This window comes from Sphaerisporangium melleum, assembly GCF_014646695.1.
Taxonomy (GTDB): Bacteria; Actinomycetota; Actinomycetes; order Streptosporangiales; family Streptosporangiaceae; genus Sphaerisporangium; species Sphaerisporangium melleum.
The window spans coordinates 68,855-93,220 of the sequence record NZ_BMNT01000036.1; the positions used below are offsets into that span (position 1 = coordinate 68,855).

Sequence of the window (24,366 nt, forward strand, 5' to 3'; positions counted from 1 at the left end):
ATTCAGTGGCCGCCCCGGCTCCCCGGCTCTAGCGTTTGACGGCGTGAAGACTCTCAGCCGCCGCACGGTCGCCGACGACAGCGGCCGCCCGGTGTTCAGCTACGTGGAGGGCACCCGCGAAGGGCGCCCGTACGCCGATCTGGTGGAGGTGCTCGGGCCCGGCGCGCCCGAGCTCATCCTCCGCGAGCTGCCCGGCTGGGTGGTGTCCGGCGACGAGGAGCTCGGCCGCCTGCTGCTGACGGCGGGGGCCAGGCCACTGCGGCACGCCCACGGCATGTCACGCGATCTACGTGCCGACCCGGCGCCGGCGGAGTGGGCCGAGACCGGGCACGGCATCGTGGCCTGCGACGCCGTGCCGGCCGCCGAGGTCTTCCCCGCCTGGCGCGCGGCCTACCCGCCCGGGCATCCCGACCACCAGGCCCGGGACGACGACGCCGCCACGGCCGAGCTCGCGCCCCTGCTCGCCGGCAGGTCCTACGGCCCGATGCTCCCCTGCGGCGGGCTGCTGTTGCGCGACGACCGGGTGGTGGCCGGAGTCCTGGTCGGCGAGCTGCGTGGAGAGCCGCCGAGCGGCGGCCCGTGGGTGCTGGACGTCTTCCGTGACCCGAGTCCCGAGTTCGCCGGACTGGGTGCGGTGATGCTGCGCCGCGCGCTGGCGCTGGCCACGCTGCACGGGCTGCCCGCCCTGGGGCTCGCGGTTACCGAGGGCAACCCGGCGCGGCGCGTGTACGAACGCCTCGGTTTCCGCCTGGTTTCGTCGTCGATAACGGTGATCGTCCCCGGCTGACCGGTCCCACCGCCCGCGACGTGCAATGGTGGGCAACGGCCGCAGGAAGGGCCGGGAACCGGCGACCCCGCCACCGCGCCGAAGCGCCGCGGGTGGTCGCCGGGGCGGTTCAGGAGCGCAGGAAGGCCAGGACGGCGAGCACCCGCCGGTTGTGGTCGCCGTCGTCGGCGTACAGGCCGAGCTTGCCGAAGATGCTGCGCACGTGCTTCTCCACCGCGCCGTCGGTGATCACCATGCGGCGTCCGATGGCGGTGTTGGACCTGCCCTCGGCCATCAGGCCGAGCACCTCGCGCTCGCGCGGGGTCAGCGCGGCCAGCGGGTCGTCCCGGCGGCGCACCATGAGCTGGGCCACCACCTGCGGATCGAAGACCGTGCCCCCGGCGGCCACCCGGCGCAGCCCCTGCATGAACTCCTCGACGTCGGCCACGCGGTCTTTGAGCAGGTAACCGACCGCGCCCCGGGCGTCGGCGAGCAGGTCGTCGGTGTAGGACACCTCGACGTACTGCGAGAGGATCATCACCGGCGCGCCGGTGACCCTGCGGCGGGCCTCCACGGCGGCCCGCAGGCCCTCGTCGGTGAAGTCGGGCGGCATCCGCACGTCCACGACCGACACATCGGGGCGGTGCTCGGCGACGGCGCGCACCAGCCCTTCGCCGTCCCCCGCCTCGGCCACCACCTGGCAGCCGAACTCCTCCAGCAGCCGCACCAGGCCCGACCGGATGAGGACGGCGTCGTCGGCCACGACTACCCGCACGGCACCTCCGCGACGATCAGCGTGGGACCGCCGGACGGCGACCGCACCACCAGCTCGCCGTCCACCGCGCGGAGCCGGTCGGCCAGGCCCGCCAGGCCGTGCCCCTTGGCGACGTGGGCGCCGCCGACCCCATCATCGCCGATGCACAGCAGGAGCGCGTCCCCGGCCCTGCTCAGCGACACGGTGCACAGCTGCGCTCTGCTGTGCTTGGCGACGTTGGTCAGCGTCTCGGCCGCCACGTAGTAGACCGTGTTCTCCACGACGGCCGGGTAACGCTCGACGGTCTGCACGTCCAGCTCGACCGGCACCGTGCACCGGCCCGCCAGCGCGGCCAGCGCGGGAGCCAGGCCACGGTCGCTCAGGATCGGCGGGGCGATGCCGCGCGACAGCGCCCGCAGCTCGTCCAGTGTCTCCCGCGTGGCCGTGATCGCCTCCGCCAGCGTCACCCGCGCCGCCTGGGGGTCGGTGCCGAGCTGGCGCTGCGCCCGCGACAACTCCATGGCCAGGTAGACCAGGCGCTGCTGCGGCCCGTCATGGATGTCGCGCTCGAGCCGGCGCAGCGCGTCGGCCTCCGCCGACACGGCCGCGGCCCGCCCCTCGGTGAGGTCGTCGATGCGCTCGTGCAGCTCGGCCACCCCGGTGAGCAGGGCCCGGCCGAGCCCGGCCTGCAGCAGGGCGCCGCCACGGACGACGGCCGGCAAGGTCAGGGCGAACACCACCCCGATGGTCATCTGGAGCGCGGTCTCCGCCCAGAACCCGCCGCGCAGCCCGATCAGCTCGGCCAGCCCGACGTTGCCGGGGGCGCGCCGCAGGACCCAGCCGTAGAGCGGGTAGAGCAGGGTGCCGGCGGCCACCGACCACCAGGTGACGGTCAGGACGAAGGTGACGATCGCCAGCGGGAACACCAGGACGCCGTGCAGCAGGTCCAGCCACGACTGGCCGGTGGTCAGCGGATGGAGCGTCCGGCGCACCCACCCGGCGTCCCGCGGGGCGCGGGCGTAGCGGGGGCGGGCGATCGGCCGGGCGAGGATCTCCGGCAGCCGGCGCCGCTCGACCTCGGCGAACCCGCGGGCGACCAGCAGCGTCACGGCGAGGACGGGCAGGCCGACCAGCACGGGCAGGGTGCCGGCCGCGGCGGAGAGCCCGGTGACCAGCAGGGCGAAGCTCAGCACGGCGAGGGGCAGCCCGAGAAGGGTGTAGCGCGTGTCGGCGCCGAGCCGCCGCAGGAGGAATCCCATGGCCACCACGCTACGAGCCGGCTCCGGGCCGGGGACACCCCGCAGGCGGGCATGCCGATGGTAGGGCAGGCCCTACCATCCCGGGTCGCCTTCCCCGCCGCGTACACACCTGTCCGCGTCACTGTGCCCGGCCCCCTCCCTCCGCGATCGTGAACCCACGAACTCCCCACACCACCCGGTACCGGCCGACCGCCGACCGCCGGCGGCCGGCCCGGATCGCGGGCGGTGCCCCGGCCAGGTCGCGGCCGGTGACCAATCCAGGTCCCGGCCGCCGATCGCGGGGTCCGGCCGTCCGCGGCCACCGGCCGGATCGTCGCGGACGCCATGGCCGGTGGTGGCCCGGTTCCTCCCGGCCCGTCCGATGGGCTGCACTGCCCGCCGGCGATGTCCGACATCGCCCTATCGACCCGAGGTGCGCCATGCCCGCCCTGCTCCATCGATCTTCACCCCTGCCGCAGGCCCAGGTGGCCGGTGGGGACGCCGCCCGCCCGGCCGCTCTGGCACGCCCCGGGCGGGACGCGTTCATCGACCTGCTGCGCCTGTTCGGCATCGCGATGGTGGTACTGGAGCACTGGAGCATCCCGGTCCTGTCCTACGAGCACGGCCGCATCGCGACCGGCAACGCGTTCGCCGCCCCGGGCGCGGCCGTGATCACCTGGCTGTCCCAGGTGATGCCGCTGGTGTTCTTCGCGGGCGGCGCCGCCAACGCGATCAGCCTGCGCAGGCACCGGGAACGCGGGCTCGCCGGCCCTGTGTGGCTGGCCGGGAGAGTGCGCCGCCTGGCCTGGCCGGTCCTCCCGCTGGCAGCAGTGTGGATCCCGCTGCCCCACCTGCTGCTCGCGCTCGGCCTTCCGGCACAGCCGGTGGAGACGGCCGCCCGGCTGGCCGGCCAGTTGCTGTGGTTCCTGGCGGTATACCTGGTCGCGGTGCTGCTCACCCCCGTCCTGCTCCGGCTCGGGGAACGGTACGGCTGGCGGGTGCCCGCGGCGCTGGCCGCCGGAGCGGTCGCCGTGGACGTGGCCCGGTTCACCCTCGCCGAGCCGGCCGGCCTGCTGAACATCGCCTTGGTGTGGCTCGCGGTCCACCAGCTCGGTTTCCTGTACGCCGGCGGGCGGCTGGCGGGGTTCCGCCTGATGGCGGCGGGCGGCTTCGCCGCGGCGGCGGCGCTGGTGGCGGCCGGGCCCTACCCGCTGAGCATGATCGGCCTGCCCGGGGCGGCGGTGTCCAACATGGCGCCGCCGACCACCGCGCTGCTGGCCGTGGCGTTCGGCCAGATCGGCCTGGCGATGCTGCTGCGGCCCCACCTGGTGCGGCTGACCGCCCGCCCCGCCGTCGCCCGCGCGATGGCCTGGGCCGGGCCGCGCACGATGACCGTCTATCTCTGGCACATGAGCGCCCTGTTCGTGGTCGCGGGCGCCGCCGTGGTAGGCCTGGGCCTGGCCACTCCGGCACCGGGCGGCACGGCGTGGCTCGCGGGCCTGCCGGTCTGGCTCGGCGCCCTGGCGCTCGTCCTGCTCCCGCTGCTCAAGCTGCTCGCCCGCTTCGAGGAGCCGCCGGTGACGGCGTACGCGGCCACCGGCTGGGCGCGGCCGGTGGCGGCAGCGGCCCTGGCGGGCATGGGCCTGCTCGGCCTGACCGCCCTCGGGTTCGTCCCCGGGCCGGTCCCGATGCTCGCCACGGCCGCCGTCATCGCCGCCCTGGCCCTGGTCACCCCGCTCCGCCGCCCCGCCCGCGCGACCGACCGGCGGCGCGGCCACCCGGCCGACCTCGCGAACACCCGGATCTGATCCGTCCGCGCCACACCTCGCACCCGGCGCGGGATGGCGGCGGCCCCGCTGACCCTCCACCCGCTCCGAGGCGGAGCGGCCACGACGGAGCGGGTCAGGTGGCGGGGGTCAGCCAGACGTAGCCGGCGAACCTGCCGGTGCGCTGCTCACGGCGGTAGGAGTAGAGGCCCGCGGTCTCGATGGTGCAGCGGTCGTCGTGGCGGACGTCCGTCACCCCGGCCTTGGCGAGCTGGGCGGCGATGGCCGCGCGCAGGTCGAGGGCCGGGGTGCCCTGCCGGGTGGTCGACCACGCCTCGGGCAGCGCTCCGGCGACCTCCTCGCGCAGCGCGGCGGGCACCTCGTAGCAGGAGCCGCACGCGAGCGGGCCGATCAGGGCGACCAGGCCGGCGGCGCCGCGAGCCCGCATCTCGGCGACCAGGGCGGGCACCACGCCCGCCGCCGTGCCCGCGCGTCCCGAGTGGGCCGCGCCGACCAGGCCGGTGGCGGGGTCGGCCAGCAGGACGGGCGCGCAGTCGGCGACCAGCACCGCCAGGCCCAGGCCGGGCCGGTCGGTGCACACCGCGTCCAGGGCCGGCGGGTCGTCACCGAACGGCTCGGTGACGTACGCGACGTCCGGGCTGTGCACCTGCCGCATGAACACGACCTGGGCGGGGTCGAGGCCGAACCCCCGCGCGGTGCGGGCGCGGTTCTCCGCGACCGCCGCCGGATCGTCGCCCACGGCGCCGCCGAGGTTCCTGCTGCCGTACGGATCGGCGCTGACCCCGCCATGGCGGTCGGTGAACGCCATCCTCACCCGGTCGATCGCAAGCACCGCACCAGCCTACCCAGCGGGACCGCGCGAGATCGCGGCCCCGCCCGCCGCGGACGGCGCGTGACCGGCCGAGAGGGGCGACCGCGCGGGAGAGAATGATCCTTTCCGGCGCGTTCCGCTCGGTAATCCGCCGCGCGGCGGGCGTGACTGGCCTACCTTTGCTTCTGCCTGTCGAGATCACGAGACGATCGGGAGCCGACCACGTGGACGTGCCCTCTCTGCCCATCGCCCTGCTCATCGCCGGCGGCGTGCTGCTGCTCGTCTGCCTGATGCTCGGCGTCTTCCACCGCTGAGCCGCGCACGCGGATCATCCGTGCGGACAGGTCCGTCAGGGAGTCCTGCGGCCATCACCGTCATGCACCCCTGTGGCCTGGAGGCCTGACCACCGGGGTGCCAGTGTCACTTGACGGAGGCGTAGACGGCCTGGGTGCGGGTGGCGATGGCGGACCAGGAGAAGTGGTCGACGGCGCGGCGGCGGCCGGCCCGGCCCATGGCGGTGGCCAGTGACGGATCCGACAGCAGGCGGGTGACCCGTTCGGCGATGGCGTCGGCGAAGACGTCCGCGTCCAGCGGCTCCCCGTCGGCGGCCTGGTCGATGGGGACGAGCAGGCCGGTCTCGCCGTCGGCGACCACCTCGGGGATGCCGCCGGTCGCCGTGGCCACGACGGCCGTCTCGCAGGCCATGGCCTCCAGGTTCACGATGCCCATCGGCTCGTACACCGACGGGCAGACGAACACGGTGGCGTGGGTGAGGATCTGGATGACCTGGCTCCTCGGCAGCATCTCGGAGATCCACACCACGCCGGCCCTGCTCGCGCGCAGCTCCTCGACCAGCCCGGTGACCTCGGCGGCGATCTCGGGGGTGTCGGGAGCGCCCGCGCACAGCACGAGCTGGGCCTCCGGCGGGAACGACCGGGCCGCGCGCAGCAGGTGGGCCAGCCCCTTCTGCCGGGTGATGCGCCCGACGAAGACCACGGAGGGCCGTTCGGGGTCGATGCCGTGCGCGCGCAGGACGTCGGTGCCGTGGTCGGGGGCGTACTGGCCGGTGTCGATGCCGTTGTGCACGACCGTCACCCGCTCGGGGTCGATCTCGGGGTAGCAGGCGAGCACGTCGCGCCGCATGCCCTCGGAGACCGCGATGACGGCGTCGGCGCCGAGCAGGGCCGTGCGCTCGGCGAAGGACGACAGGGCGTAGCCGCCGCCGAGCTGTTCGGCCTTCCAGGGACGCAGCGGCTCGAGGCTGTGGGTGGTGACCACGTGCGGCACGCCGTACAGCAGCTTGGCCATGTGCCCGGCGAAGTTGGCGTACCAGGTGTGGCTGTGCACGACGTCGGCGCCCTCGCAGGCGGCGGCCATCTCCAGGTCGACACCGAGCACCTGCAGAGCGGAGTTGGCGGTGGACAGGCCCTCGGGGACGCGGTAGGCGTCGACGCCGGCCTCCTCGCGCCGGGCGCCGAAGCAGCGCACCCGCACGTCCACCAGGCTCCGCAGCTCCCGGGCGAGGTACTCGACATGGACTCCGGCGCCGCCGTACACCTCGGGCGGGTACTCTCGGCTCAGCAGATCGACGCGCATGCCTAAACCTTAGACGCGCGGGCGCGAACCTTGAGCGCGCCGGGGTGTTTCGGCGGGTTTAGCAGGGTAAAGCCGGGTAACGTCAGCTGCTATGACGACGCCCAGAATCCTCGCGATCGTGCTGGCCGGTGGCGAGGGCAAGCGGCTGATGCCGCTCACGGCCGACCGCGCCAAACCGGCGGTGCCCTTCGGGGGCATCTACCGGCTGGTCGACTTCGTGCTCTCGAACCTGACCAACGGCGGCTACCTCAAGATCGTCGTCCTGACCCAGTACAAGAGCCACAGCCTCGACCGGCATGTCACCCGCACCTGGCGCATGTCCACCATGCTGGGCAATTACGTCACGCCGGTGCCCGCCCAGCAGCGGCTCGGGCCCCGATGGTTCGCCGGGTCGGCCGACGCGCTGTTCCAGAACCTCAACCTGATCTACGACGAGCTGCCCGAGCACTGCATCGTGTTCGGCGCCGACCACATCTACCGGATGGACCCGCGCCAGATGGTCCAGCAGCACGTGGACTCCGGCGCCGACGTCACGGTGGCGGCCATCCGCCAGCCTCTGGCGCTGGCCGACCAGTTCGGCGTGATCGAGACCGACCCGTCGGGGCGGCGCATCTCGGCCTTCCGGGAGAAGCCCAAGGACGCCATCGGCCTGCCCGACGCGCCCGACCAGGTGTACGCCTCCATGGGCAATTACGTCTTCCGGACCCAGGCGATGATCGACGCGCTGCGGGAGGACGCGCTGGACCCGAGCAGCAAGCACGACCTGGGCGGCAACATCATCCCGATGTTCGTCAAGTCCGGCGGCGCCGAGGTGTACGACTTCGCGCACAACACCGTCCAGGGCTCCACCGAGCGCGACCGCGGCTACTGGCGCGACGTCGGGACGCTGGACGCCTACTACGAGGCGCACATGGACCTGGTGTCGGTGCACCCGGTGTTCAACCTCTACAACGACCGCTGGCCGATCTACACCGGGCAGGATCCGCTGCCGCCGGCCAAGTTCGTGCACGAGGAGGGCGACCGGGTGGGCCGCGCGCTGAACTCGCTGGTGTCGCCGGGGGTGATCGTCTCCGGTGGCACGGCCCGGCGCTCGGTCCTGTCGCCGGGGGTGGTGCTGCACTCCCACTCCCTGGTCGAGGACTCGGTGCTCATGGGGAGCGTCAAGGTCGGCAGGGGGGCGATCGTCCGGCGGGCCATCATCGACAAGAACGTGGTGATCCCCGACGGCGCGCGCATCGGCCTCGACCTGGAGTACGACCGCTCGCGCTTCGCGGTGACCCGGGAGGGCGTGGTGGTCATCGGCAAGAACGAGGTGGTGGAGCGCTAGCGGGGCCCGGGCCGGACGTCCGGCCCGGGCACCTCTCGCTCACCGGAGTATCGTGCGTATCAGGATCGAACACCGGCCCCGCAGGCGCGGGCCCTGGCAATCTGCACGACGACACAGGCAGGAACACTGGCATGAGCGGACTTCGTCGCGGACCCGACGACATGGGCGATGACGAGCAGCAGACCGAGATCGACGGGTGGACCGACGAGCTGCCCGCCGGCCATGTGATCGACGCGGACGACCCCGCCGACCGCGACGACCTCACGCAGCGCACCTGGCGGGAGGCCCGCGATCGCGAGCGCGTCCCCCGGGAGGATGCCCGCTACGTCCGGCCGGACGAGGGCGCGCACCCGGACGAGGACTCCGAGGAGTACGCCTCCGAGGTGGGCGAGGACGACGGCGACTTCTCCGCCGAGGAGCGCGCCATGCACATCGAGCGCCCCTGACCTCGCGACCGCGACCGGGCACCGGGCGGCCGGGACCCGGCGCCTGAGAGCCCGGGATGCCCACGCCGGCGGATCGGCGGGATGCCGTCCCGGACGGTTCGGAGCGGCCCTGACGGACCGGGACGCCGCCGGATATCGGCGGATACGCCGGTGGAACCGCGGCCGAGCGCGCTAAAGTCCCCGCGTGGTGCGATCACGACCGCTCTGGCGGCTGACGGCGGCCGAACGGAAGGTCTGGGAGGCCTACCCGTCGGGGTCCTGGGTCGACCTGCGCACCGGGGACGCCGACCGGGACGACCCGGCCGGCGGCGCCACCTGGGGACGCGAGCGCACGGTACGGGCCGAGTTGCTGACCGCGTTGCTGCTCGGCGCCCGCCCCGCCGCGCCGGGGCAGGTGGCCGGGCTGCGGCTGGCCGGGGCCCGCGTCGTGGGGACGCTCAACCTCTCCGACGCGACGATCACCACCAAGCTGCACCTGCTGAACTGCCATCTGTCCGGCACCGTGGCGCTCACCGACGCCACCACCAAGGGAGTGCGCTTCCGCGGCTGTGACGTGCGCCGCATCCGTGCCGCCCGCTGCACCATCGACGGTCTGTTCGAGCTGGACTCCTGCACCGTCCGCGCCGGGGTGCGGCTGGACAACGCGCACATCACCGGTCAGCTCCGGCTGGCCAGGGCCACGCTGTTCGCGCCGGACGGCACCTCGGCGGCCTCCGAGAGCTACAAGGCGGACGCCAGGCGCGCGTTCGGCGACGCCGAGAAGCAGGAGCGCGGCTGGGACCAGCACCACTGGGCGCTGTGGGCGGGCGGGCTGACCGTGGACGGCGGCGCCTTCTGCCGTGACCTGCGCAGCACCGGCGGGCTGCGGCTGATCGGCGCCAAGTTCAACAGCGGCCTGTACCTTCAGCGCGCCGTGATCGAGAGCACCGGCGGCCACGCCGTCTACGCCGACCACATGCAGGCGACGAGCGTGGAGTTCAGCGAGAACTTCACCGCCGAGGGCACCGTGCGGCTGCGCGGAGCCCGGGTCTCCGGGGTGCTGTCGTTCGACCAGGCGAAGCTGAGCGCGCAGGGCCGCGCACTGCACCTGAGCCACATGCAGGTCGACGAGCTGATCCTGCGGCCGGCCTCGGTGCGGGGCGAGGTGAACCTCGGCTACTCACGGGTGGGCGTCCTGCTGGACGACCCGAGGAGTTATCCCGGGCGGGTGCGGCTGAACGGCCTGGTGGTCGAGTCGATCCGCGGCAACGTCCCGCTGTCCGACCGGCTGGCGTGGCTGGGCCGCGACCCGGAGGGCTACCGGCCGCAGCCGTACGAGCACCTGGCCGCGTGGTACCGCAGGATCGGCCACGAGCAGGAGGCCCGGCGCGTGCTGCTCGCCAAGCAGCGGGCCCGCCGTGCCACCATCGGCGTCCCCGGCCGCCTGGCGGGCCTGCTGCTGGACGTGGTCGTCGGGTACGGGTACCGGCCGTGGCTGGCCGGGGTGTGGTTCGCTCTCCTGCTCACCGCCGGCACCGTGGTGTTCGCCACCCACCCGCCGGCCCAGGTGGGGCTGGACGAGCGGCGCCTGTTCCACGCCTTCCCCTACACGCTGGACCTGCTGGTGCCGGTCAGCGTGTTCGAGCAGCGCGGCGCGTGGGAGCCGGTGGGCTGGACGCAGTGGGTGGCCGGCATCCTGATCGCCTCCGGCTGGGTGCTGGCCACGGCCCTGATCGCCGGCGGCACCCGCCTCCTGCGTCCGTCCACCCCCTGACCGCGCCTCCCCCGGTGCTCGCGCCGGCCGCTCACCCACCTTCACCAGGAGGCACCGAGCTCGCGCCGAGGGCCGGTCAGGCGCCCAGCGTGCCGCGGCCGTCGGCCGCCGCCCTGCGGAACGGCCCGCCGCCCGTGCTCCTTCCCGCACCCCCGCCCGGGGCGCCGTCCGCGATCATCCTCGCGTCGTCCCGAGGGCCCACCGCTTCCCCGGGACGGACGCCGCCGTCCTCGACCCGGAAGCGCGGCAGGGCCTGCGGGTGTTCGCGGCGGACGTAGGCGATCATCGCCTCGCGCATGTCGCACTTCAGGTCCCACACGCTCGGCGCGTCCGATGCGCTCATGAGCGCGCGCAGCTCGACCAGTCCGTTGGGACGCACGTCGGTCACCTGCAGGGTCCAGTCCTTCTGGTCCCACAGGGGGTGCTCGCGCAGCAGCCGGTACAGCTCGGCCCGCAGCTCGTCCACCGGCACCGACCAGTCGACGTAGAACAGCACGTGCCCGACGACGCGGCTCTCGTACCGGGTCCAGTTCTCGAACGGGGTCGCGGTGAAGTACGACACCGGCAGGATGAGCCGGCGTTCGTCCCACAGCCGCACCACGACGTAGGTCAGGGTCAGCTCCTCGATGCGGCCCCACTCGCCGTCCACGACCACCGCGTCGTCCAGCCTGATCGCGTCGCTGAAGGCGAGCTGCAGCCCGGCGATCAGGTTGCTCAGGGTGGACTGGGCGGCGATGCCGGCCACCACGCCGGCGATGCCCGCCGAGGCCAGCAGGCCGGCGCCGAGCGCCCGGACGGCGGGGAAGCTGAACAGCATCGCGCCGGCGGAGACGACGATGATCACCGCGGCGGCCACCCGCCGGACCAGGGTGATCTGGGTGCGGATGCGGCGCGCCCTGCGGTTGCCCGCGCCCTCGATGCTGGTGAGCCGGGCGAGCACCACGTCGGTGACCGCGTAGGCGGCCTGGACGACCAGCCAGGCCACGCAGGCGATCAGCAGCACGGTGATGGTCTGCTGCACCGCGAATTCGAACGACCGCCCCGACATTCCGGGCGCGTATCCCGTGTTGAACGCGACCAGGCCCGCGGTCGCGAAGCCCGGCCAGGTGCACCGCTCGACGATCGGCCCCGCCAGTGAGAAGCGGCCGTTGACCCGCCGCGATCTGAGCAGGCGGCGGAGCAGTTCCACGGCCACGACGGCCGCCAGGACGGCGACCACCAGGATGATCCAGTTCACTGCCGATGACACGGGCGGCATCCCCTTCCCCAACTTCCCCCACATCGCCGCCGGCGCGGAGTCCGGCGGGCCGGTCCGGTGCCCTCGGCTGTCACCGCGGCCCGGACCGGCTCCGGCGATCCTTAACCACACCTTGACCGGAAAACCACCTTAAAGCGGGTGATTTGCCTCACAGTGCGTGATGTGGGGAAGTTCAGAACGCCTCGTCCAGGCTGACCGTGCCCTCCACCGCCACCTGGTAGGCCGAGACCCTGCGCTCGAAGAAGTTGGCCAGCTCCTGCACATCCTGGAACTCCATGAAGCCGAACGGGTTGGCCGTCCCGTACCGCTCCGGCAGCCCGAGCCGGACCAGGCGGCGATCGGCGACGTACTCCAGGTACGCCCGCATCTGCCCGGCGCTCATGCCCGGCAGGCCCGCACCGCACAGGTCGACGGCGAAGGCCAGCTCGGCGGCCACCGCCTCCTCGATCATGCGGGTCACCTGCGCGCCCAGTTCCGCGTCGAACAGGCCGGGCTCCTCGGCCCGCACCGTGTCCACCACCGAGAAGGCGAACTCCATGTGCATGGACTCATCGCGGAACACCCAGTTCGTCCCGGTGGCCAGCCCGCCCAGCAGCCCCCGCGAGCGCAGCCAGTACACGTAGGCGAAGGCCCCGTAGAAGAACAGCCCCTCGATGCAGGCGGCGAAGCAGATCAGGTTGAGCAGGAACGCCCGCCGGTCCTCCCGGGTCGACAACCGGTGGAGTTCGCCGATCGAGTCGATCCACCGGAAGCAGAACTCCGCCTTGTCGCGGATGGAGGGGATGTGCTCGACCGCCGCGAACGCCTTGGCCCGCTCGTCGTGGTCGGGCAGGTAGGTGTCCAGCAGGGTCAGGTAGAACTGCACGTGCACGGCCTCCTCGAACAGCTGCCGCGACAGGTACAGCCGCGCCTCGGGCGCGTTGAGGTGCTGGTAGAGGTTGAGCACCAGGTTGTTGGCCACGATCGAGTCGCCGGTGGCGAAGAAGGCCACCAGCCGGTTGATCAGGTGCCGCTCCCCCGCGCTCAGCCTGGCCAGGTCGGCGATGTCGGACTGCAGGTCCACCTCCTCGACCGTCCAGGTGTTGCGGATCGCCGCCCGGTAACGCTCGTAGAACTGCGGGTAGCGCATCGGGCGCAGGGTCAGGTCCATTCCGGGGTCGAGCAGCATCACTGACACGCCTCGCAGATCTCGGGGTTCTCCAGGGAGCAGGCCACCGCGTCGCGGTCACCCGCGGTGGCGGGCGGGAGAACCGGCAGGTGAACGGGCTCTCCGGCGGGTAGAGACGCCTCAGCGGCCGCGCCGCCCGCGGGCGGCGTCCCCGCACCCGGGGCCGTGGAGCTCGCGGCGCTGTCGGGTTGTACCGCGACGGTCGTCTGCGCGATGCGGGTGGCCGGCCGCGAGCGCAGGTAGTAGGTCGTCTTCAGCCCCGCCCGCCAGGCGTAGGCGTACATCGAGGAGAGCTTGCCGATGGTGGGAGCCGCCATGAACAGGTTCAGCGACTGCGACTGGTCGATGTACGGCTGCCGCGCGGCCGCCAGGTCGATCAGCGCCTTCTGCGGGAGTTCCCAGGCCGTGCGGTACAGCAGCCGCACATCAGCGGGGATCTCCTGGATCTCCTGGACCGACCCGTCGGCCCGTTTGACGGCGTCCCTGACCTGCGCCGTCCACAGCCCGCGCTCCTGCAGGTCGCGGACGAGGTAGCGGTTGACCTGGAGGAACTCACCCGACAGGGTCTCGCGCTTGAACACGTTGGACACCTGCGGCTCCACGCACTCGTAGCAGCCGGCGATCGAGGCGATGGTGGCGGTGGGCGCGACGGCCAGCAGCAGCGAGTTGCGCAGCCCGGTCTCGGCGATGGTCGCGCGCAGCGCCGCCCACTCCCCGGGGTGCACCTGCGCGGCCTGCGGGAAGTGGTCGGGGTGCAGCACCCCCGCGGCGGCCCGGGTGTCGGCGTAGGACGGGTGCGGGCCGCGCCCGGCGGCCAGGGCGGCCGAGGCGCCGTAGGCGGCCAGGGCCATCTCCTCGGCGATGCGCGTGGACAGCGCCAGCGCCTCCGGCGAGTCGAACGGCAGCCGGGCGGCGAAGAAGACGTCGGCCAGCCCCATCACGCCGAGGCCGATCGGCCGCCAGCGCTTGTTGGCGGTCTCCGCCTCCGGAGTCGGGTAGTAGCCGCGGTCGATGGAGGAGTCCAGGAAGCGGACGGCCGTCGCCACCGTCGCGCGCAGCCGCGCCCAGTCGACCTCCCCGCCCGTCAGGTGCGCGGCGAGGTTCACCGAGCCGAGGTTGCACACGGCGGTCTCGGCGTCGCTGGTCACCTCCAGGATCTCGGTGCACAGGTTGGACAGGTGGATGACGTTCTGCGGCCGGGCCGTCTGGTTGGAGGCGCGGTTGGCGGCGTCCTTGAAGGTCATCCAGCCGTTGCCGGTCTGCGCCAGGGTGCGCATCATCCGGCCGTACAGCGCCCGGGCGGGCAGCCGCCGCACGTACCGGCCCGCGGCCTCGGCCGCGCGGTAGGCACGGTCGAAGTCCGCGCCCCACAGGTCCACCAGCTCGGGGACCTCCTTGGGGTCGAACAGCGACCACATCTCGTCGGCCTCGACCCGGCGCATGAACTCGTCGGGGATCCAGTTGGCCAGGTTGAGGTTGTGCGTGCGGCGGGCGTCCTCGCCGGTGTTGTCGCGCAGCTCCAGGAACTCCTCGACGTCGGCGTGCCAGGGCTCCAGGTAGACGCAGGCGGCGCCCTTGCGCCGGCCGCCCTGGTTCACCGCGGCGACGCTCGCGTCCAGCGTGCGCAGCCAGGGAACGATGCCGTTGGAGTGCCCGTTGGTGCCGCGGATCAGCGAGCCGCGCGACCGGACACGGGTCCAGGAGATGCCGATGCCGCCCGCGTGCTTCGACAGCCGCGCCACCTGGCCGTACCGCTCGTAGATGGCTTCCAGCTCGTCGCGGGGCGAGTCGAGCAGGAAGCACGACGACAGCTGCGGGCGCCGGCCGCCGGAGTTGAACAGCGTCGGTGAGCTGGGCAGGTACGCCATCGAGGACATCAGCCGGTACAGCTCCGCGGCCTCCTCGACGGTGCCGGACAACCCGCAGGCCACCCGCAGGAAGAAGTGCTGCGGCGTCTCCAGCACTTTGCGGGTGACCGGGTGGCGCAGCAGGTAGCGGTCGTAGACCGTGCGCAGGCCGAAGAACTCGAACCGCTCGTCCGCCGCCGGGTCGATCAGCGCGTCCAGCACGGCGGCGTTGGCCCGCACGAACCCCGCCAGGGCGTCCTGCAGCAGGCCCTCCCGGTGGGTGGCGGCGACCGACTGGGAGAACGACCGGACCCCGTGCGCCGCCGCCTCGCCGGCGATCTCCTCGGCCAGCAGGCGGGCGGCCAGCCGCGAGTTGGCCGGGTCGGCGATCACGAGAGCCGCGGCCTCCTCGATGGCCCGCCATCGTTCGTCCCGCCCCCGGGCCGGGCCCATGCCGCCCGCCGTCGCCGTCGCCGGGAGGGTGCCCGCACCGCTCGCGGGCGCATCGCCGCGGCCCGGCGCCGTTCCCTGGTCGTCGCCGCCGCGCGTCCCGGTGGCGGCCCGGCCGCCCCCGCCCGCGTCCTCCAGTGAGTAGGCCGGCGGCACATCGCGTGTCACGGTCACGTGCTCATCTCCTCGTGCGCTCGATCCCCGTACGGAGGGCGCGCGCAGCGGAGCACGACCGGTGAGCGCCGCGAGGCCCGGCGCCGAAATGACGGCGATCGTTCCCGCTCACCGCTGCGGGACGGCCCCGGGTCCGCGACGGGTTCCCTCTTGCCTCGCCCGGACGGGCGAACCAGCGACGAGCAGGATCCTACATCTAGTGGCATGGGGCTCAACAACCCCTACAAGTTGTGGTTGGACCCGTCACTCGGCACGGGCACCCCCCTTCACGGCCCACCGGGGACGGTCACCTCCGCCGATGGATCGCGCACCGCCACGCACGCCACGACACCGGCCGGCGACCGGTCGCCCGGCCCTCCCGTGCCCGGTGAACCCGAGCTCAGGTGCGCAGGCCGAGATCGCCGACGGCGCGGGCCAGGCGCGCGGTCTCGACGCGCAGCCACTGCCGGAAGTCCTCCCCCTCCAGGTACAGCGGCGCCCAGCCGTTGCGGGCACACGCCTGCTGCCACCGCTCGGAGCCCGCGACGTACCGGCACATCTCAACGAGGGCCGCCAGATCGTCCTCGGGCAGATCCCGGGGGCCGAGGATGCCGCGCCAGTTCGCGCAGTCCAGGTGCGTGTCGCACTCCAGCAGGGTGGGGGCGGGAACGCCGGGGATGCGGTCGGGCGAGGAGACCGCGAGCACCCGCAGGTCTCCGGCGCGCACGCGGTCGCGGACGCCGCTGTGCCCGGCGAGGGCGGCGGCGGCCCGCCCTCCGGTAAGCGCGGTGACGGCGTCCCCGCTGGTGGGATAGGCGACGTACCGCAGCAGACGCGCGTCGACCCCCAGGCTCTGGGCGAGCATGCCGAGCAGCATGTGGTCCACGCAGCCCTGGGTCCGGCCCGCGACCGCCAGCCCGGCGGGATCCCGGCGCATCGCGTCGGCGAACGCGCCGAACGACCGCAGCCGCGAGGCGCCGGGGACGACCAGCACCTCCCACTCCCCGCAGAGCCGGACCAGTGGCGTGGTGCCGGTGAAGGCGCCGGCCTGGCGCGGCGCCCGGACCGTGCCGACCAGCGCGGGCTCGGCCATCAGCACCTGGCGCGCGTGCCGCACCCGGGTGAACTCGGCCAGCGCGACGTGGGAGGGCCGGTTCACCGGCCGCAGGTCCGCGACGAGCGCGGCCTTCTCGGCGACGCCCTTCAGCGCCCGCGCCACGCGGTCGGCGTCCCCGCCGGACGGGCCGGGGACCACGATCGGGAGCGTCGCGGCGGCCAGCTTGCGCGTGCTCGCGGGGCCTCCGCATCCGGCGGCCAGCGCCACGAGCCCCGCCCCGAGGGCGAGCACCTGACGACGACGCATCCCGCACGCCCTTTCCCCCGATATCCCACTAAATGCCCAGTTCACCGCTCGGACACACTGGCGCGCCCACGAACCGCACCCCCGGCCACTGGTTGGATGACGGCCGCTCACCCGGCCGCCTCTCCGGCCAGAGAGACGATCTTCGACCTGAGAAGACACTCAATGTTGATAGTATCAACGGTGAGTGTTTCATCTCTGATCGTATGGAGCCCGCATTGGACGGATTCATCGGGCGCGAGCGGGAGTTGGCCACCCTGACGCGCATGCTGCGCCGCACCGAGACAGGAGGGCGAGCGGGCCGTCCGGGACGAGCGGTACTCATGCGCGGCAGGCGACGGGTCGGCAAGTCCCGTCTCGCCGAGGAGTTCATCGGACGGGCCGATGTGCCCCATCTGTTCTTCACCGCCTCAGCGCAGCCGACCCTCCAGGCCGACCTCGCGCTCTTCACCGAGGCCGTGAGCTCGTCCAGCCTGCCGGGGGCCCGGCTCTTCCGCGAGCAGTCCCCCCGCAGTTGGGACGCCGCGCTGCACCTGATGGCGGCGGCCTTGCCCGTCGACCGGCCGAGCGTGGTGGTCATCGACGAGATGCCCTACCTCATCGCGAACGACCCGGGGTTCGAGGGAACGCTGCAGAAGGTGTACGACCGGGAACTCTCCAAACGGCCGGTGCTGCTGCTGTGCATCGGCTCCGATCTGGCGATGATGGAGGCCCTCAACGAGTACGGCCGCCCTTTTCACCAGCGCGCCACCGAGATGGTGATCCCACCGCTCAGTCCCGCCGAGGTCGCCGAGATGCTCGCACTCCCCGCCGCCGAGGCGTTCGACGCCTATCTCGTGACGGGAGGGCTGCCCCTGGTCCTGGACGAGTGGCCGGACGGCAGCGGCGTGTTCGACTACCTCAGCGACGCCGTCACCGATCCGACGTCCGCACTGCTGGTGAGCGGCGAGCGGGCCATGGCGGCGGAGTTCCCTCCAGGGGCCATGGCCCGGCAGGTGCTCACCGCGATCGGCTCAGGAGAGCGCAGCTTCTCGCTGATCGGGCGAGCGGCAGGCGGCCTGCCGCAGGCCTCGCTGAACCGCGCCCTGCATCTGCTCATCGGCAAACGAATGGTCGAATCGATCGTCCCGCTCTCCACCCGGCCGTCGAAAGAGGCCCGTTATCTGGTGGCGGATCCCCACCTGCGCTTCTGGCTCAGCTTCCTCGGACCGCACCTGGTGGAGATCGAACGCGGCAGAGGTGACCTCGTCCTGCAGCGCATCCGGCACTCGTGGACGGCGTGGCGGGGCCGGGCCATCGAACCGGTCGTACGGGAAGCGCTCTTCCGGCTACCCGCCGGCTTCCTGCCCGAAGGCACCGGAGCCGTCGGCGGCTACTGGACCCGCACCAATGACCCCGAGATCGACATCGTGACCGCCGATCGGGCACCCGTCGCCACGGCCATCACCGCGGTCGGCTCCATCAAGTGGCTGGAGAGCCGCCCGTTCGATGGACGAGATCTGAACCGGTTGCTGCTCCACCGCGCGCAGTTGCCAGGGGCGAGCGAGAACACGCCGCTTCTGGCCGTGTCGCGAAGCGGCGCCGGCGTGGACGGGGTGACCCTGATCGGCCCGGAGGACCTGCTCACGGCCTGGCGCTGACCCTGCCCGGCCTCCCCCGGCCCTCCCCGCTCCACGCTCGTCGCGAGTACGGGAAAGCCGAGCGACGACGTAGCGACCCCCTCAAGGCCGACCCTCGTCTGCCGGGCAACGCGGCGGGACGCTCCGTGCCAGGGCTGCGCCCGTCACCTTTGGCGGCCGCGGGGTTTGAGGCGGGTGGTGGGCAGGGGCGGGGCGGGGATGCGCGCGAGGGTGGTGCCCGGGACCTCGCCGAACGCCGAGCCCTCCTGCCACTCCTTGCGGAAGCGCTCGATCTCCTCGTGGCCGCGCCCGACGAAGTTCCACCACATGACGATCTGCTCCTCGAACGGCTCGCCGCCGATCAGCAGGACGCGGGAGGCCGCGGCGGCCGACAGCACCAGCTCCGAGCGGCCGCACCCCAGGTACAGCAGCGGGCCGGGCGGCAGCGGCGCGCCGTCGGCCTCCGCCTCGCCGGTGAGCGCCATGACCGCGTACTCGAAGTCCGGGCGCAGGGGGACGGCGACCCGTCCGCCCGGCTCGAAGGCCAGCTCGGCCCCGGTGAGCGGGGTGTGCACGGTCGCCGGCGAGGCGACGCCGGCCAGTTCACCGGCGAAGACCGTGATGGTCACTCCAGGCGCGGTGAGCACCGGCAGCGCCTCGTGGTGCTCGAAGGCGGGGTCGGCGTGCCGGGACGCCGCGGGCAGCGCCACCCAGAGCTGGACGCCGTGGATCAGCGCGTCCGGCTCCACGGACTCCTCGGCGTGCGAGATCGCGCGGCCCGCCGTCATCAGGTTGAGCTGCCCGGGGCTGATGAGCTGCTCGCTGCCGATGCTGTCGCGGTGCAACACCCGCCCCTGAAGCAGCCAGGTCACGGTCTGCAGCCCGGTGTGCGGATGCGGGCCCACGCTCATGGTGGCGCGCTCGGGGCCGTAGTGGTCCAGGAAGCACCACGCGCCGACCATCCGGCGCTCCCGCCCGGGAAGGTTGCGGGTGACCTTCATCCCCCGCGTGCCGCCGAGGACGACGTCCCGCCCGATCAGCTCCTCACGCACCGGCCCCTCGGCCGTCCCGTCCAGCCCGCCGCACACGGTCTCGCGCGGCTCCCGCTCCAGATCGCTCACTCCGCAACTGTACGACCCCGCCCGTCAGGCGACTTCCCTGCCTTTCGAAGACGATCTCAGGCATGATCGCGGGCGGCCTCCGCCGGGTCGCCCCGCACGGCGGTCTCGGGGGCGGCGAGCCGGTCGCCCAGGGAGGTGCGGTAGTAGAGCACGGACCGCCCGGAACGACGCCGCTGGACGAGCCGCGCGTCCAGCAGCACCTTCAGGTGCCCGCCCACCGACCCCAGGCCGTACCCGGTCAGCGCGACGAGCTGGGTGGTGCTCATGGGCGTGGTCAACCGGCACAGGACGGTGGCGCGGACCGGGCCGAGCAGCCGGCTCAGCGCCTGCGGCGGCGCGCTCTCCGGCGCGTCGGCCAGCAGCCCGGCGCACGGGTAGACGATGCCGTAGCGGTGCGGCAGGTCCCAGCACACCCAGCCGTGGGCGGCGCTGACCGGGATGAAGGTCAACCGCGCGTCGTCGGCGATGTCGCGCGGCGGATTGTCGTAGGCGTTGACCTGCAGCCGGCCGTCGCCCAGCCAGCGCATGCCCGGGCGCAGGCCGGCGAGCGCCGCGGCCCAGCCGCCGGAGCTCAGCGCCTGGGTGCGTGCCACGATGTCGGCCTCCAGCACCCGGCGCAGCCGCGGCCACTCGGGGCGCACGGTCGCGGTCCAGACCCACTCGAGCAGCGCCGCGGCCCGTTCCGGCAGGTCGGGGCGGCGCAGTTCGGCGGGCACCGGGTGGCCGAGGCCGGCCGCGAGGTCCGCCTCGGCCACCTCGGGGGGCGTGCGGCGTACCCGCTCCAGCTCGTCGCGGAAGCTCCGATCGGACTCCTCGGGCGGAGCGCCGATGAAGTCGGCCATCCAGCGCGGCCGCAGCGCGGCCCAGACGAGCAGCGCCTCGACCGGGTCGGCGTCCAGGCGGGCGCGGTAGGCCGGGCGGTGGTCGCGCAGCCAGGTCTCACGGCCCGGCCGCGGCGTGCCCCAGTGCAGGGCCTCCAGCGCGCCGATGGTCTCCGCCAGCGGCGACAGGGTGAAGCGGCCGCGTGCCAGCACGTCGGCGCCGATCCGCCAGACCCCCATGTTTCACCTCCACCCGAAACGTTATCGATCCCGGAGAACGGCGCGCAGACTGCTCCGGGTGCGTACCTACCGAGAGCTCTTCCGTACCCCCGAGTTCACCCCGCTGTTCTTCGCGACCTCGGCCCAGGTGGCCGCGGGGACGATGAGCGGCCTCGCGCTCGGCTCGCTCGTCTACGCCGCCACCCGGTCGGCGCTGCTGTCGGCGCTGAGCATGTTCGGGCCGTCCTTCGCCCAGTTGCTCGGCGCGACGACGCTGCTGTCGGCGGTGGACCGCCTGCCGCCGAGGGCGGTCCTCGGGACGATCGCGGCCGTCTACACGGTGGGCACGGCGGCCGTCGCGGCGCCCGGGATGCCGCTGTGGGGACGGTTCGCGCTGGTCATGGCGCTCGGTCTGGCCGGCTCGATGGGCGGCGCGGTGCGGTGGGGGCTGCTCAGCGAGATCCTGCCGGAAGGCGGGTACGTCCTCGGCCGGTCGGTGTTCAACATGTCGGTCGGCGTCATGCAGATCGCCGGCTTCGCCGCGGGCGGGGCCCTGCTCGCCGTCCTGTCTCCCCCGGCGGCGCTGCTGACCGCCGCCGGGCTGTACCTGTCGGCCGTGGTCGTGATCCGGACCGGCCTGACCCGGCGGCCGCCGCGCGCGGCGGGGCGCCCGTCGGTCCGGGAGACCTGGCGGGTCAACACCCGGCTGTGGTCGCACGCGCCACGGCGCCACGTGTACCTGGCCCTGTGGGTGCCGAACGGGCTGGTCGTCGGCTGTGAGGCGCTGTACGTCCCGTACGCGCCGGACGCGGCCGGAGCGCTGTTCGTGTCCGGCGCACTCGGCATGCTGGCCGCCGACACGGCGCTCGGCCGGTTCGTCCCGGCCGAGACGCGCGGAAGGCTGGTCACCCCGTTGCGCCTGCTGCTCGCGGCGCCGTACCTGCTGTTCGCGCTGCCGCTCCCCCTGCCGGTGGCGGTGGCGGCGGTCGCCGTGGCCTCGGCCGGGTTCGGCGCGAGCCTGCTGCTGCAGGACCGGCTCGTCGCGCTCACCCCCGGCGAGATGCGCGGCCAGGCGCTGGGGCTGCACTCCTCAGGGATGATGGCCATGCAGGCCATAGGCGCCTCGCTGGCCGGCCTGACCGCACAGTTCGTCCCGCCGGGCACGGCCATGGTGCTGATGGCGGGCGCGTCGCTGGCGGTGACGATCGCGCTGACCCCGCGGCTGCGCGCGTCCGCGGGCGTCCGCGAGCCGGCGGCGGCGGGCTCCGCCGCGCCGGCGGGCACGACGCGCGCAGGGTAGACCCCCCGATGCCGGCACGACGTCCCGCACGGCGGCCCGCCACGGATCACCCGTGCCGGCATCGTCCGCACGCCACGACCGGTCCGCCGCTCGTCCGGCCGGCGGAACGCCCCTGTCCCTCTCGCCCGGTCGCGGGAGGGACGGGGGGCGGAGGTCACTCGACGGTGACGCTCTTGGCGAGGTTGCGGGGCTTGTCCACGTCGCGGGCGAGGGCGACGGCGGCGTGGTAGGCGAAGAGCTGGAGGGGGATGCCGAGCAGGATCGGGTCCAGCTCGACCTCGTTCTTCGGCACGACGATGACGTCCTCGGCCAGCTCCGCGTCGGGCACGCGGTGGCCCACCATGAGCACCTTGCCGCCCCGGGCGCGGATCTCACCGAGCGTGGTGAGGTTCTTGTCCAGCAGCTCGTCGTCCGGCACGATCGCGACGGTCGGCATCTCGGGCCCGATCAGGGCCAGCGGCCCGTGCTTGAGCTCGCTCGCGGGATAGGCCTCGGCGTGGACGTAGGAGACCTCCTTGAGCTTCTGGGCGCCCTCGCGGGCCACCGGGTAGCCGCGCACCCGGCCGACGAACATCATGCTGGGGTGCGGGGCGTACTTGCGGGCCAGCGCCTCGATGGCCTCCCCCTGCTTGAGGATCTCCTCGATCTGGTCGGGGAGCCTCTTCAGCCCCTCGACGATGCGCCGCCCGTCGGCGGGCGACAGGTCGTGCACCCGGCCGAAGTGCAGGGCGATCAGGGCGAACGCCACGGCGGTCGAGGTGAACGCCTTGGTGGAGGCCACCGAGACCTCCGGCCCCGCGTGCAGGTAGACGCCGCCGTCCACCTCTCGGGCGATCGCGCTGCCCACGGCGTTGACCACGCCGAGCACCCGGCCGCCCTTGCGCTTGAGCTCCTGCACGGCCGCGAGGGTGTCGTAGGTCTCCCCCGACTGGCTGACCGCGACGTACAGCGTGTCGTGCTCGACCACCGGGCTGCGGTAGCGGAACTCCGAGGCCGGCTCGGCGTCGGCGGGGATGCGGGCGAGCTCCTCGATGAGCTGGGCGCCGATCTGGCCCGCGTAGTAGGCCGAGCCACATCCGATGATCTTGACGCGGCGGAAGGCGCGGGTCTCGCGTGCGTCGAGGTTGAGGCCGCCCAGGTGGGCGATGTTGAACCGGCCGTCCAGGCGTCCGCTCAGGGTGCGGGTCACCGAGTCGGGCTGGTCGGAGATCTCCTTGAGCAGGTAGTGCTCGTAGCCGCCGGTGTCGTAGTGGCCGGCGTCCCAGTCGACGGTCAGCGGCTCCTTGGAGGTGGCGCGCGCGTCCATGGTGAAGGTGCGGAACCCGTCGGCCTTGAGCACGGCCAGCTCGCCGTCCTCCAGGTGGACGACCTGCCGGGTGTAGCGGATCAGCGCGGCGACGTCGGAGGCGGCGAACATCTCCTTCTCGCCGATGCCGATGACGATCGGGCTGCCGTTGCGGGCGACCACGATCTCGCCGGCGCGCTGGGCGTCCAGGACGGCGATGCCGTAGGTGCCGACGATGCTCTTGAGCGCCTTCCTGACCGCCTCCTCCAGCGAGTCGGTGTCCTCCACGGTGCGGGCGATCAGGTGGGCGAGCACCTCGGTGTCGGTCTCGGAGACGAAGACCGCGCCGTCGGCGGCCAGCTTGGCGCGCAGCTCGCCGGCGTTCTCGATGATGCCGTTGTGGACGACCGCGACGCGCTGGGCGGTGTCCAGGTGGGGGTGGGCGTTGACGTCGTTGGGCACGCCGTGGGTGGCCCACCGGGTGTGCCCGATGCCGAGGCCGCCCCTGAACCGCGCGGGCACCGCCGCCGCGAGGTCGGCGACCCTGCCCTTGACCTTGCGCATTTTCAGGCCCTTGTTGCTCACCACGAGACCGGCCGAGTCGTAGCCGCGGTACTCGAGGCGCTGCAGCCCTTCCAGCAGGATCGGTGCCGCGTCCTTCGGCCCGACATAAGCCACGATTCCACACATACAGCTCTCCTTGGCGTTAGCCGTAAACGATGCGGCGCAGTTGACGCAGCGACAACTCGGGGGCCGCGACCGGCCGGGCGGACAGTTCGGCGGCGATGCCGGGGAAGATCTGCTCATTGGTCATGCCGCGCGCCTTCATCTCGGCGTGCCGGCGCCGGACGTACTCCTCCAATGGCTCGGAGAAGTACGCGACGACCTCCGCCACCACCCGGGCGGCCTCACCCGGGCCCAGCGGCGTCGTGCGGACCAGATGCGTGACCAGATCTTCATGGGGATGCTGCCGTGCCGTTGACACAGGGCAGGACTTTACGCAGGAAATCGGCGGCACGCCAAGAATCTTGCCCGATTCCGGGCAACGACACGCACTTGAGCACCTCGATCCACGCCCATCTCCTGCCACGCCCCGCCACCGCCGGCCGGGCGCGTCCGCCCTGGACGCACCCCTGTTCCGCGTGGAGCGTGCGCGAGGGCTCCGCCGACACGCTAGAGTCTTGTGCGTACCTCGGAGCGGTTCACCGGGGGCACGCGGACGTGGCTCAGCTGGTAGAGCATCACCTTGCCAAGGTGAGGGTCGCGGGTTCGAATCCCGTCGTCCGC

At 73.2% G+C, this 24,366-nt stretch carries 19 protein-coding genes and 1 tRNA gene; 8 read left to right on the plus strand and 12 right to left on the minus strand.

The genetic code is table 11. From position 1 onward, the window contains the following. Positions 1-43: 43 nt before the first annotated feature. Entirely contained in the window at positions 44-787 is a 744-nt protein-coding gene (locus IEY93_RS28095; RefSeq protein ID WP_189166144.1) for a GNAT family N-acetyltransferase, read from the plus strand. Positions 788-896: 109 nt separating this feature from the next. On the opposite strand, the gene IEY93_RS28100 is transcribed toward IEY93_RS28095, so the two are convergent. After that, positions 897-1,541, minus strand: a complete 645-nt coding sequence (locus tag IEY93_RS28100) for a response regulator (RefSeq protein WP_189166145.1) — start codon at positions 1,539-1,541, stop codon at positions 897-899. Next, entirely contained in the window at positions 1,532-2,779 is a 1,248-nt protein-coding gene (locus tag IEY93_RS28105; RefSeq protein ID WP_189166146.1) for a sensor histidine kinase, read from the minus strand. The genes IEY93_RS28100 and IEY93_RS28105 overlap by 10 nt, the downstream gene beginning before the upstream one ends. Positions 2,780-3,198: 419 nt before the next feature. Between IEY93_RS28105 and IEY93_RS28110 the strand changes: the two genes are divergently transcribed. Continuing rightward, positions 3,199-4,566: an acyltransferase family protein gene (locus tag IEY93_RS28110; RefSeq protein ID WP_189166147.1), complete on the plus strand. Its 1,368-nt coding sequence runs from the start codon at positions 3,199-3,201 to the stop codon at positions 4,564-4,566. Positions 4,567-4,660: 94 nt separating this feature from the next. Here the strand turns inward: IEY93_RS28110 and pgeF are convergent, their stop codons facing one another. Then, on the minus strand, positions 4,661-5,353 hold the full coding sequence (gene pgeF / locus IEY93_RS28115) for a peptidoglycan editing factor PgeF (protein ID WP_189166174.1): 693 nt from the start codon (positions 5,351-5,353) through the stop codon (positions 4,661-4,663). A gap of 423 nt (positions 5,354-5,776) precedes the next feature. Continuing rightward, a complete protein-coding gene (gene glgA / locus IEY93_RS28120) occupies positions 5,777-6,952 on the minus strand; it encodes a glycogen synthase (protein WP_189166148.1) in 1,176 nt (391 codons plus the stop codon). 91 nt (positions 6,953-7,043) lie between these two features. Between glgA and glgC the strand changes: the two genes are divergently transcribed. The 3 genes from glgC (at position 7,044) to IEY93_RS28135 (ending at position 10,478) form a co-directional block, all read left to right on the plus strand. After that, positions 7,044-8,279 (plus strand): glucose-1-phosphate adenylyltransferase, encoded by a 1,236-nt coding sequence (gene glgC, locus IEY93_RS28125; protein ID WP_189166149.1) that lies wholly within the window; start codon positions 7,044-7,046, stop codon positions 8,277-8,279. 131 nt (positions 8,280-8,410) lie between these two features. Beyond that, on the plus strand, positions 8,411-8,725 hold the full coding sequence (locus IEY93_RS28130) for a DUF5709 domain-containing protein (RefSeq protein WP_189166150.1): 315 nt from the start codon (positions 8,411-8,413) through the stop codon (positions 8,723-8,725). A 184-nt stretch (positions 8,726-8,909) separates the two neighbouring features. Then, positions 8,910-10,478: a pentapeptide repeat-containing protein gene (locus IEY93_RS28135; protein WP_203967954.1), complete on the plus strand. Its 1,569-nt coding sequence runs from the start codon at positions 8,910-8,912 to the stop codon at positions 10,476-10,478. A 76-nt stretch (positions 10,479-10,554) separates the two neighbouring features. Here IEY93_RS28135 and IEY93_RS28140 read toward each other — a convergent pair whose 3' ends face one another. The 4 genes from IEY93_RS28140 to IEY93_RS28155 all read right to left on the minus strand — a co-directional run bounded on the left by IEY93_RS28140 (position 10,555) and on the right by IEY93_RS28155 (position 16,717). Then, a complete protein-coding gene (locus tag IEY93_RS28140; protein WP_229691542.1) occupies positions 10,555-11,727 on the minus strand; it encodes a mechanosensitive ion channel family protein in 1,173 nt (390 codons plus the stop codon). Between the two features lie 181 nt (positions 11,728-11,908). After that, on the minus strand, positions 11,909-12,904 hold the full coding sequence (locus IEY93_RS28145; RefSeq protein ID WP_189166152.1) for a ribonucleotide-diphosphate reductase subunit beta: 996 nt from the start codon (positions 12,902-12,904) through the stop codon (positions 11,909-11,911). Next, a complete protein-coding gene (locus IEY93_RS28150) occupies positions 12,904-15,375 on the minus strand; it encodes a ribonucleoside-diphosphate reductase subunit alpha (protein WP_229691543.1) in 2,472 nt (823 codons plus the stop codon). The genes IEY93_RS28145 and IEY93_RS28150 overlap by 1 nt, the downstream gene beginning before the upstream one ends. A gap of 379 nt (positions 15,376-15,754) precedes the next feature. Next, entirely contained in the window at positions 15,755-16,717 is a 963-nt protein-coding gene (locus IEY93_RS28155) for a Bug family tripartite tricarboxylate transporter substrate binding protein (RefSeq protein ID WP_189166153.1), read from the minus strand. 215 nt (positions 16,718-16,932) lie between these two features. Here IEY93_RS28155 and IEY93_RS28160 point away from each other — a divergent pair, with 215 nt between their 5' ends. Continuing rightward, positions 16,933-18,354 carry an ATP-binding protein gene (locus IEY93_RS28160; protein ID WP_189166154.1) on the plus strand — a complete coding sequence of 474 codons (1,422 nt, stop codon included), beginning with the start codon at positions 16,933-16,935 and terminating at the stop codon, positions 18,352-18,354. A 143-nt stretch (positions 18,355-18,497) separates the two neighbouring features. On the opposite strand, the gene IEY93_RS28165 is transcribed toward IEY93_RS28160, so the two are convergent. Continuing rightward, positions 18,498-19,454, minus strand: a complete 957-nt coding sequence (locus tag IEY93_RS28165; RefSeq protein ID WP_189166155.1) for a pirin family protein — start codon at positions 19,452-19,454, stop codon at positions 18,498-18,500. A gap of 56 nt (positions 19,455-19,510) precedes the next feature. Further along, positions 19,511-20,515 carry an ArsR/SmtB family transcription factor gene (locus IEY93_RS28170; protein WP_189166156.1) on the minus strand — a complete coding sequence of 335 codons (1,005 nt, stop codon included), beginning with the start codon at positions 20,513-20,515 and terminating at the stop codon, positions 19,511-19,513. 58 nt (positions 20,516-20,573) lie between these two features. On the opposite strand from IEY93_RS28170, the gene IEY93_RS28175 reads away from it, so the two are divergent. After that, positions 20,574-21,794 carry an MFS transporter gene (locus IEY93_RS28175; protein ID WP_189166157.1) on the plus strand — a complete coding sequence of 407 codons (1,221 nt, stop codon included), beginning with the start codon at positions 20,574-20,576 and terminating at the stop codon, positions 21,792-21,794. 154 nt (positions 21,795-21,948) lie between these two features. Here IEY93_RS28175 and glmS read toward each other — a convergent pair whose 3' ends face one another. After that, positions 21,949-23,769 carry a glutamine--fructose-6-phosphate transaminase (isomerizing) gene (gene glmS, locus IEY93_RS28180; RefSeq protein WP_189166158.1) on the minus strand — a complete coding sequence of 607 codons (1,821 nt, stop codon included), beginning with the start codon at positions 23,767-23,769 and terminating at the stop codon, positions 21,949-21,951. A gap of 16 nt (positions 23,770-23,785) precedes the next feature. Further along, a complete protein-coding gene (locus tag IEY93_RS28185; RefSeq protein ID WP_189166159.1) occupies positions 23,786-24,064 on the minus strand; it encodes a hypothetical protein in 279 nt (92 codons plus the stop codon). A 230-nt stretch (positions 24,065-24,294) separates the two neighbouring features. Here IEY93_RS28185 and IEY93_RS28190 point away from each other — a divergent pair. Further along, positions 24,295-24,366: transfer RNA gene (locus tag IEY93_RS28190), tRNA-Gly, on the plus strand.

What these genes read in the sequence shown, in the direction of transcription:
- IEY93_RS28105 (WP_189166146.1), bottom strand. Translation starts at nt 2,779, where the DNA reads ATGGGATTCCTCCTGCGGCGGCTCGGCGCCGACACGCGCTACACCCTT.
- IEY93_RS28110 (WP_189166147.1), top strand. Translation starts at nt 3,199, where the DNA reads ATGCCCGCCCTGCTCCATCGATCTTCACCCCTGCCGCAGGCCCAGGTG.
- pgeF (WP_189166174.1), bottom strand. Translation starts at nt 5,353, where the DNA reads ATGGCGTTCACCGACCGCCATGGCGGGGTCAGCGCCGATCCGTACGGC.
- glgA (WP_189166148.1), bottom strand. Translation starts at nt 6,952, where the DNA reads ATGCGCGTCGATCTGCTGAGCCGAGAGTACCCGCCCGAGGTGTACGGC.
- glgC (WP_189166149.1), top strand. Translation starts at nt 7,044, where the DNA reads ATGACGACGCCCAGAATCCTCGCGATCGTGCTGGCCGGTGGCGAGGGC.
- IEY93_RS28130 (WP_189166150.1), top strand. Translation starts at nt 8,411, where the DNA reads ATGAGCGGACTTCGTCGCGGACCCGACGACATGGGCGATGACGAGCAG.
- IEY93_RS28145 (WP_189166152.1), bottom strand. Translation starts at nt 12,904, where the DNA reads ATGCTGCTCGACCCCGGAATGGACCTGACCCTGCGCCCGATGCGCTAC.
- IEY93_RS28155 (WP_189166153.1), bottom strand. Translation starts at nt 16,717, where the DNA reads ATGCGTCGTCGTCAGGTGCTCGCCCTCGGGGCGGGGCTCGTGGCGCTG.
- IEY93_RS28170 (WP_189166156.1), bottom strand. Translation starts at nt 20,515, where the DNA reads ATGGGGGTCTGGCGGATCGGCGCCGACGTGCTGGCACGCGGCCGCTTC.
- glmS (WP_189166158.1), bottom strand. Translation starts at nt 23,769, where the DNA reads ATGTGTGGAATCGTGGCTTATGTCGGGCCGAAGGACGCGGCACCGATC.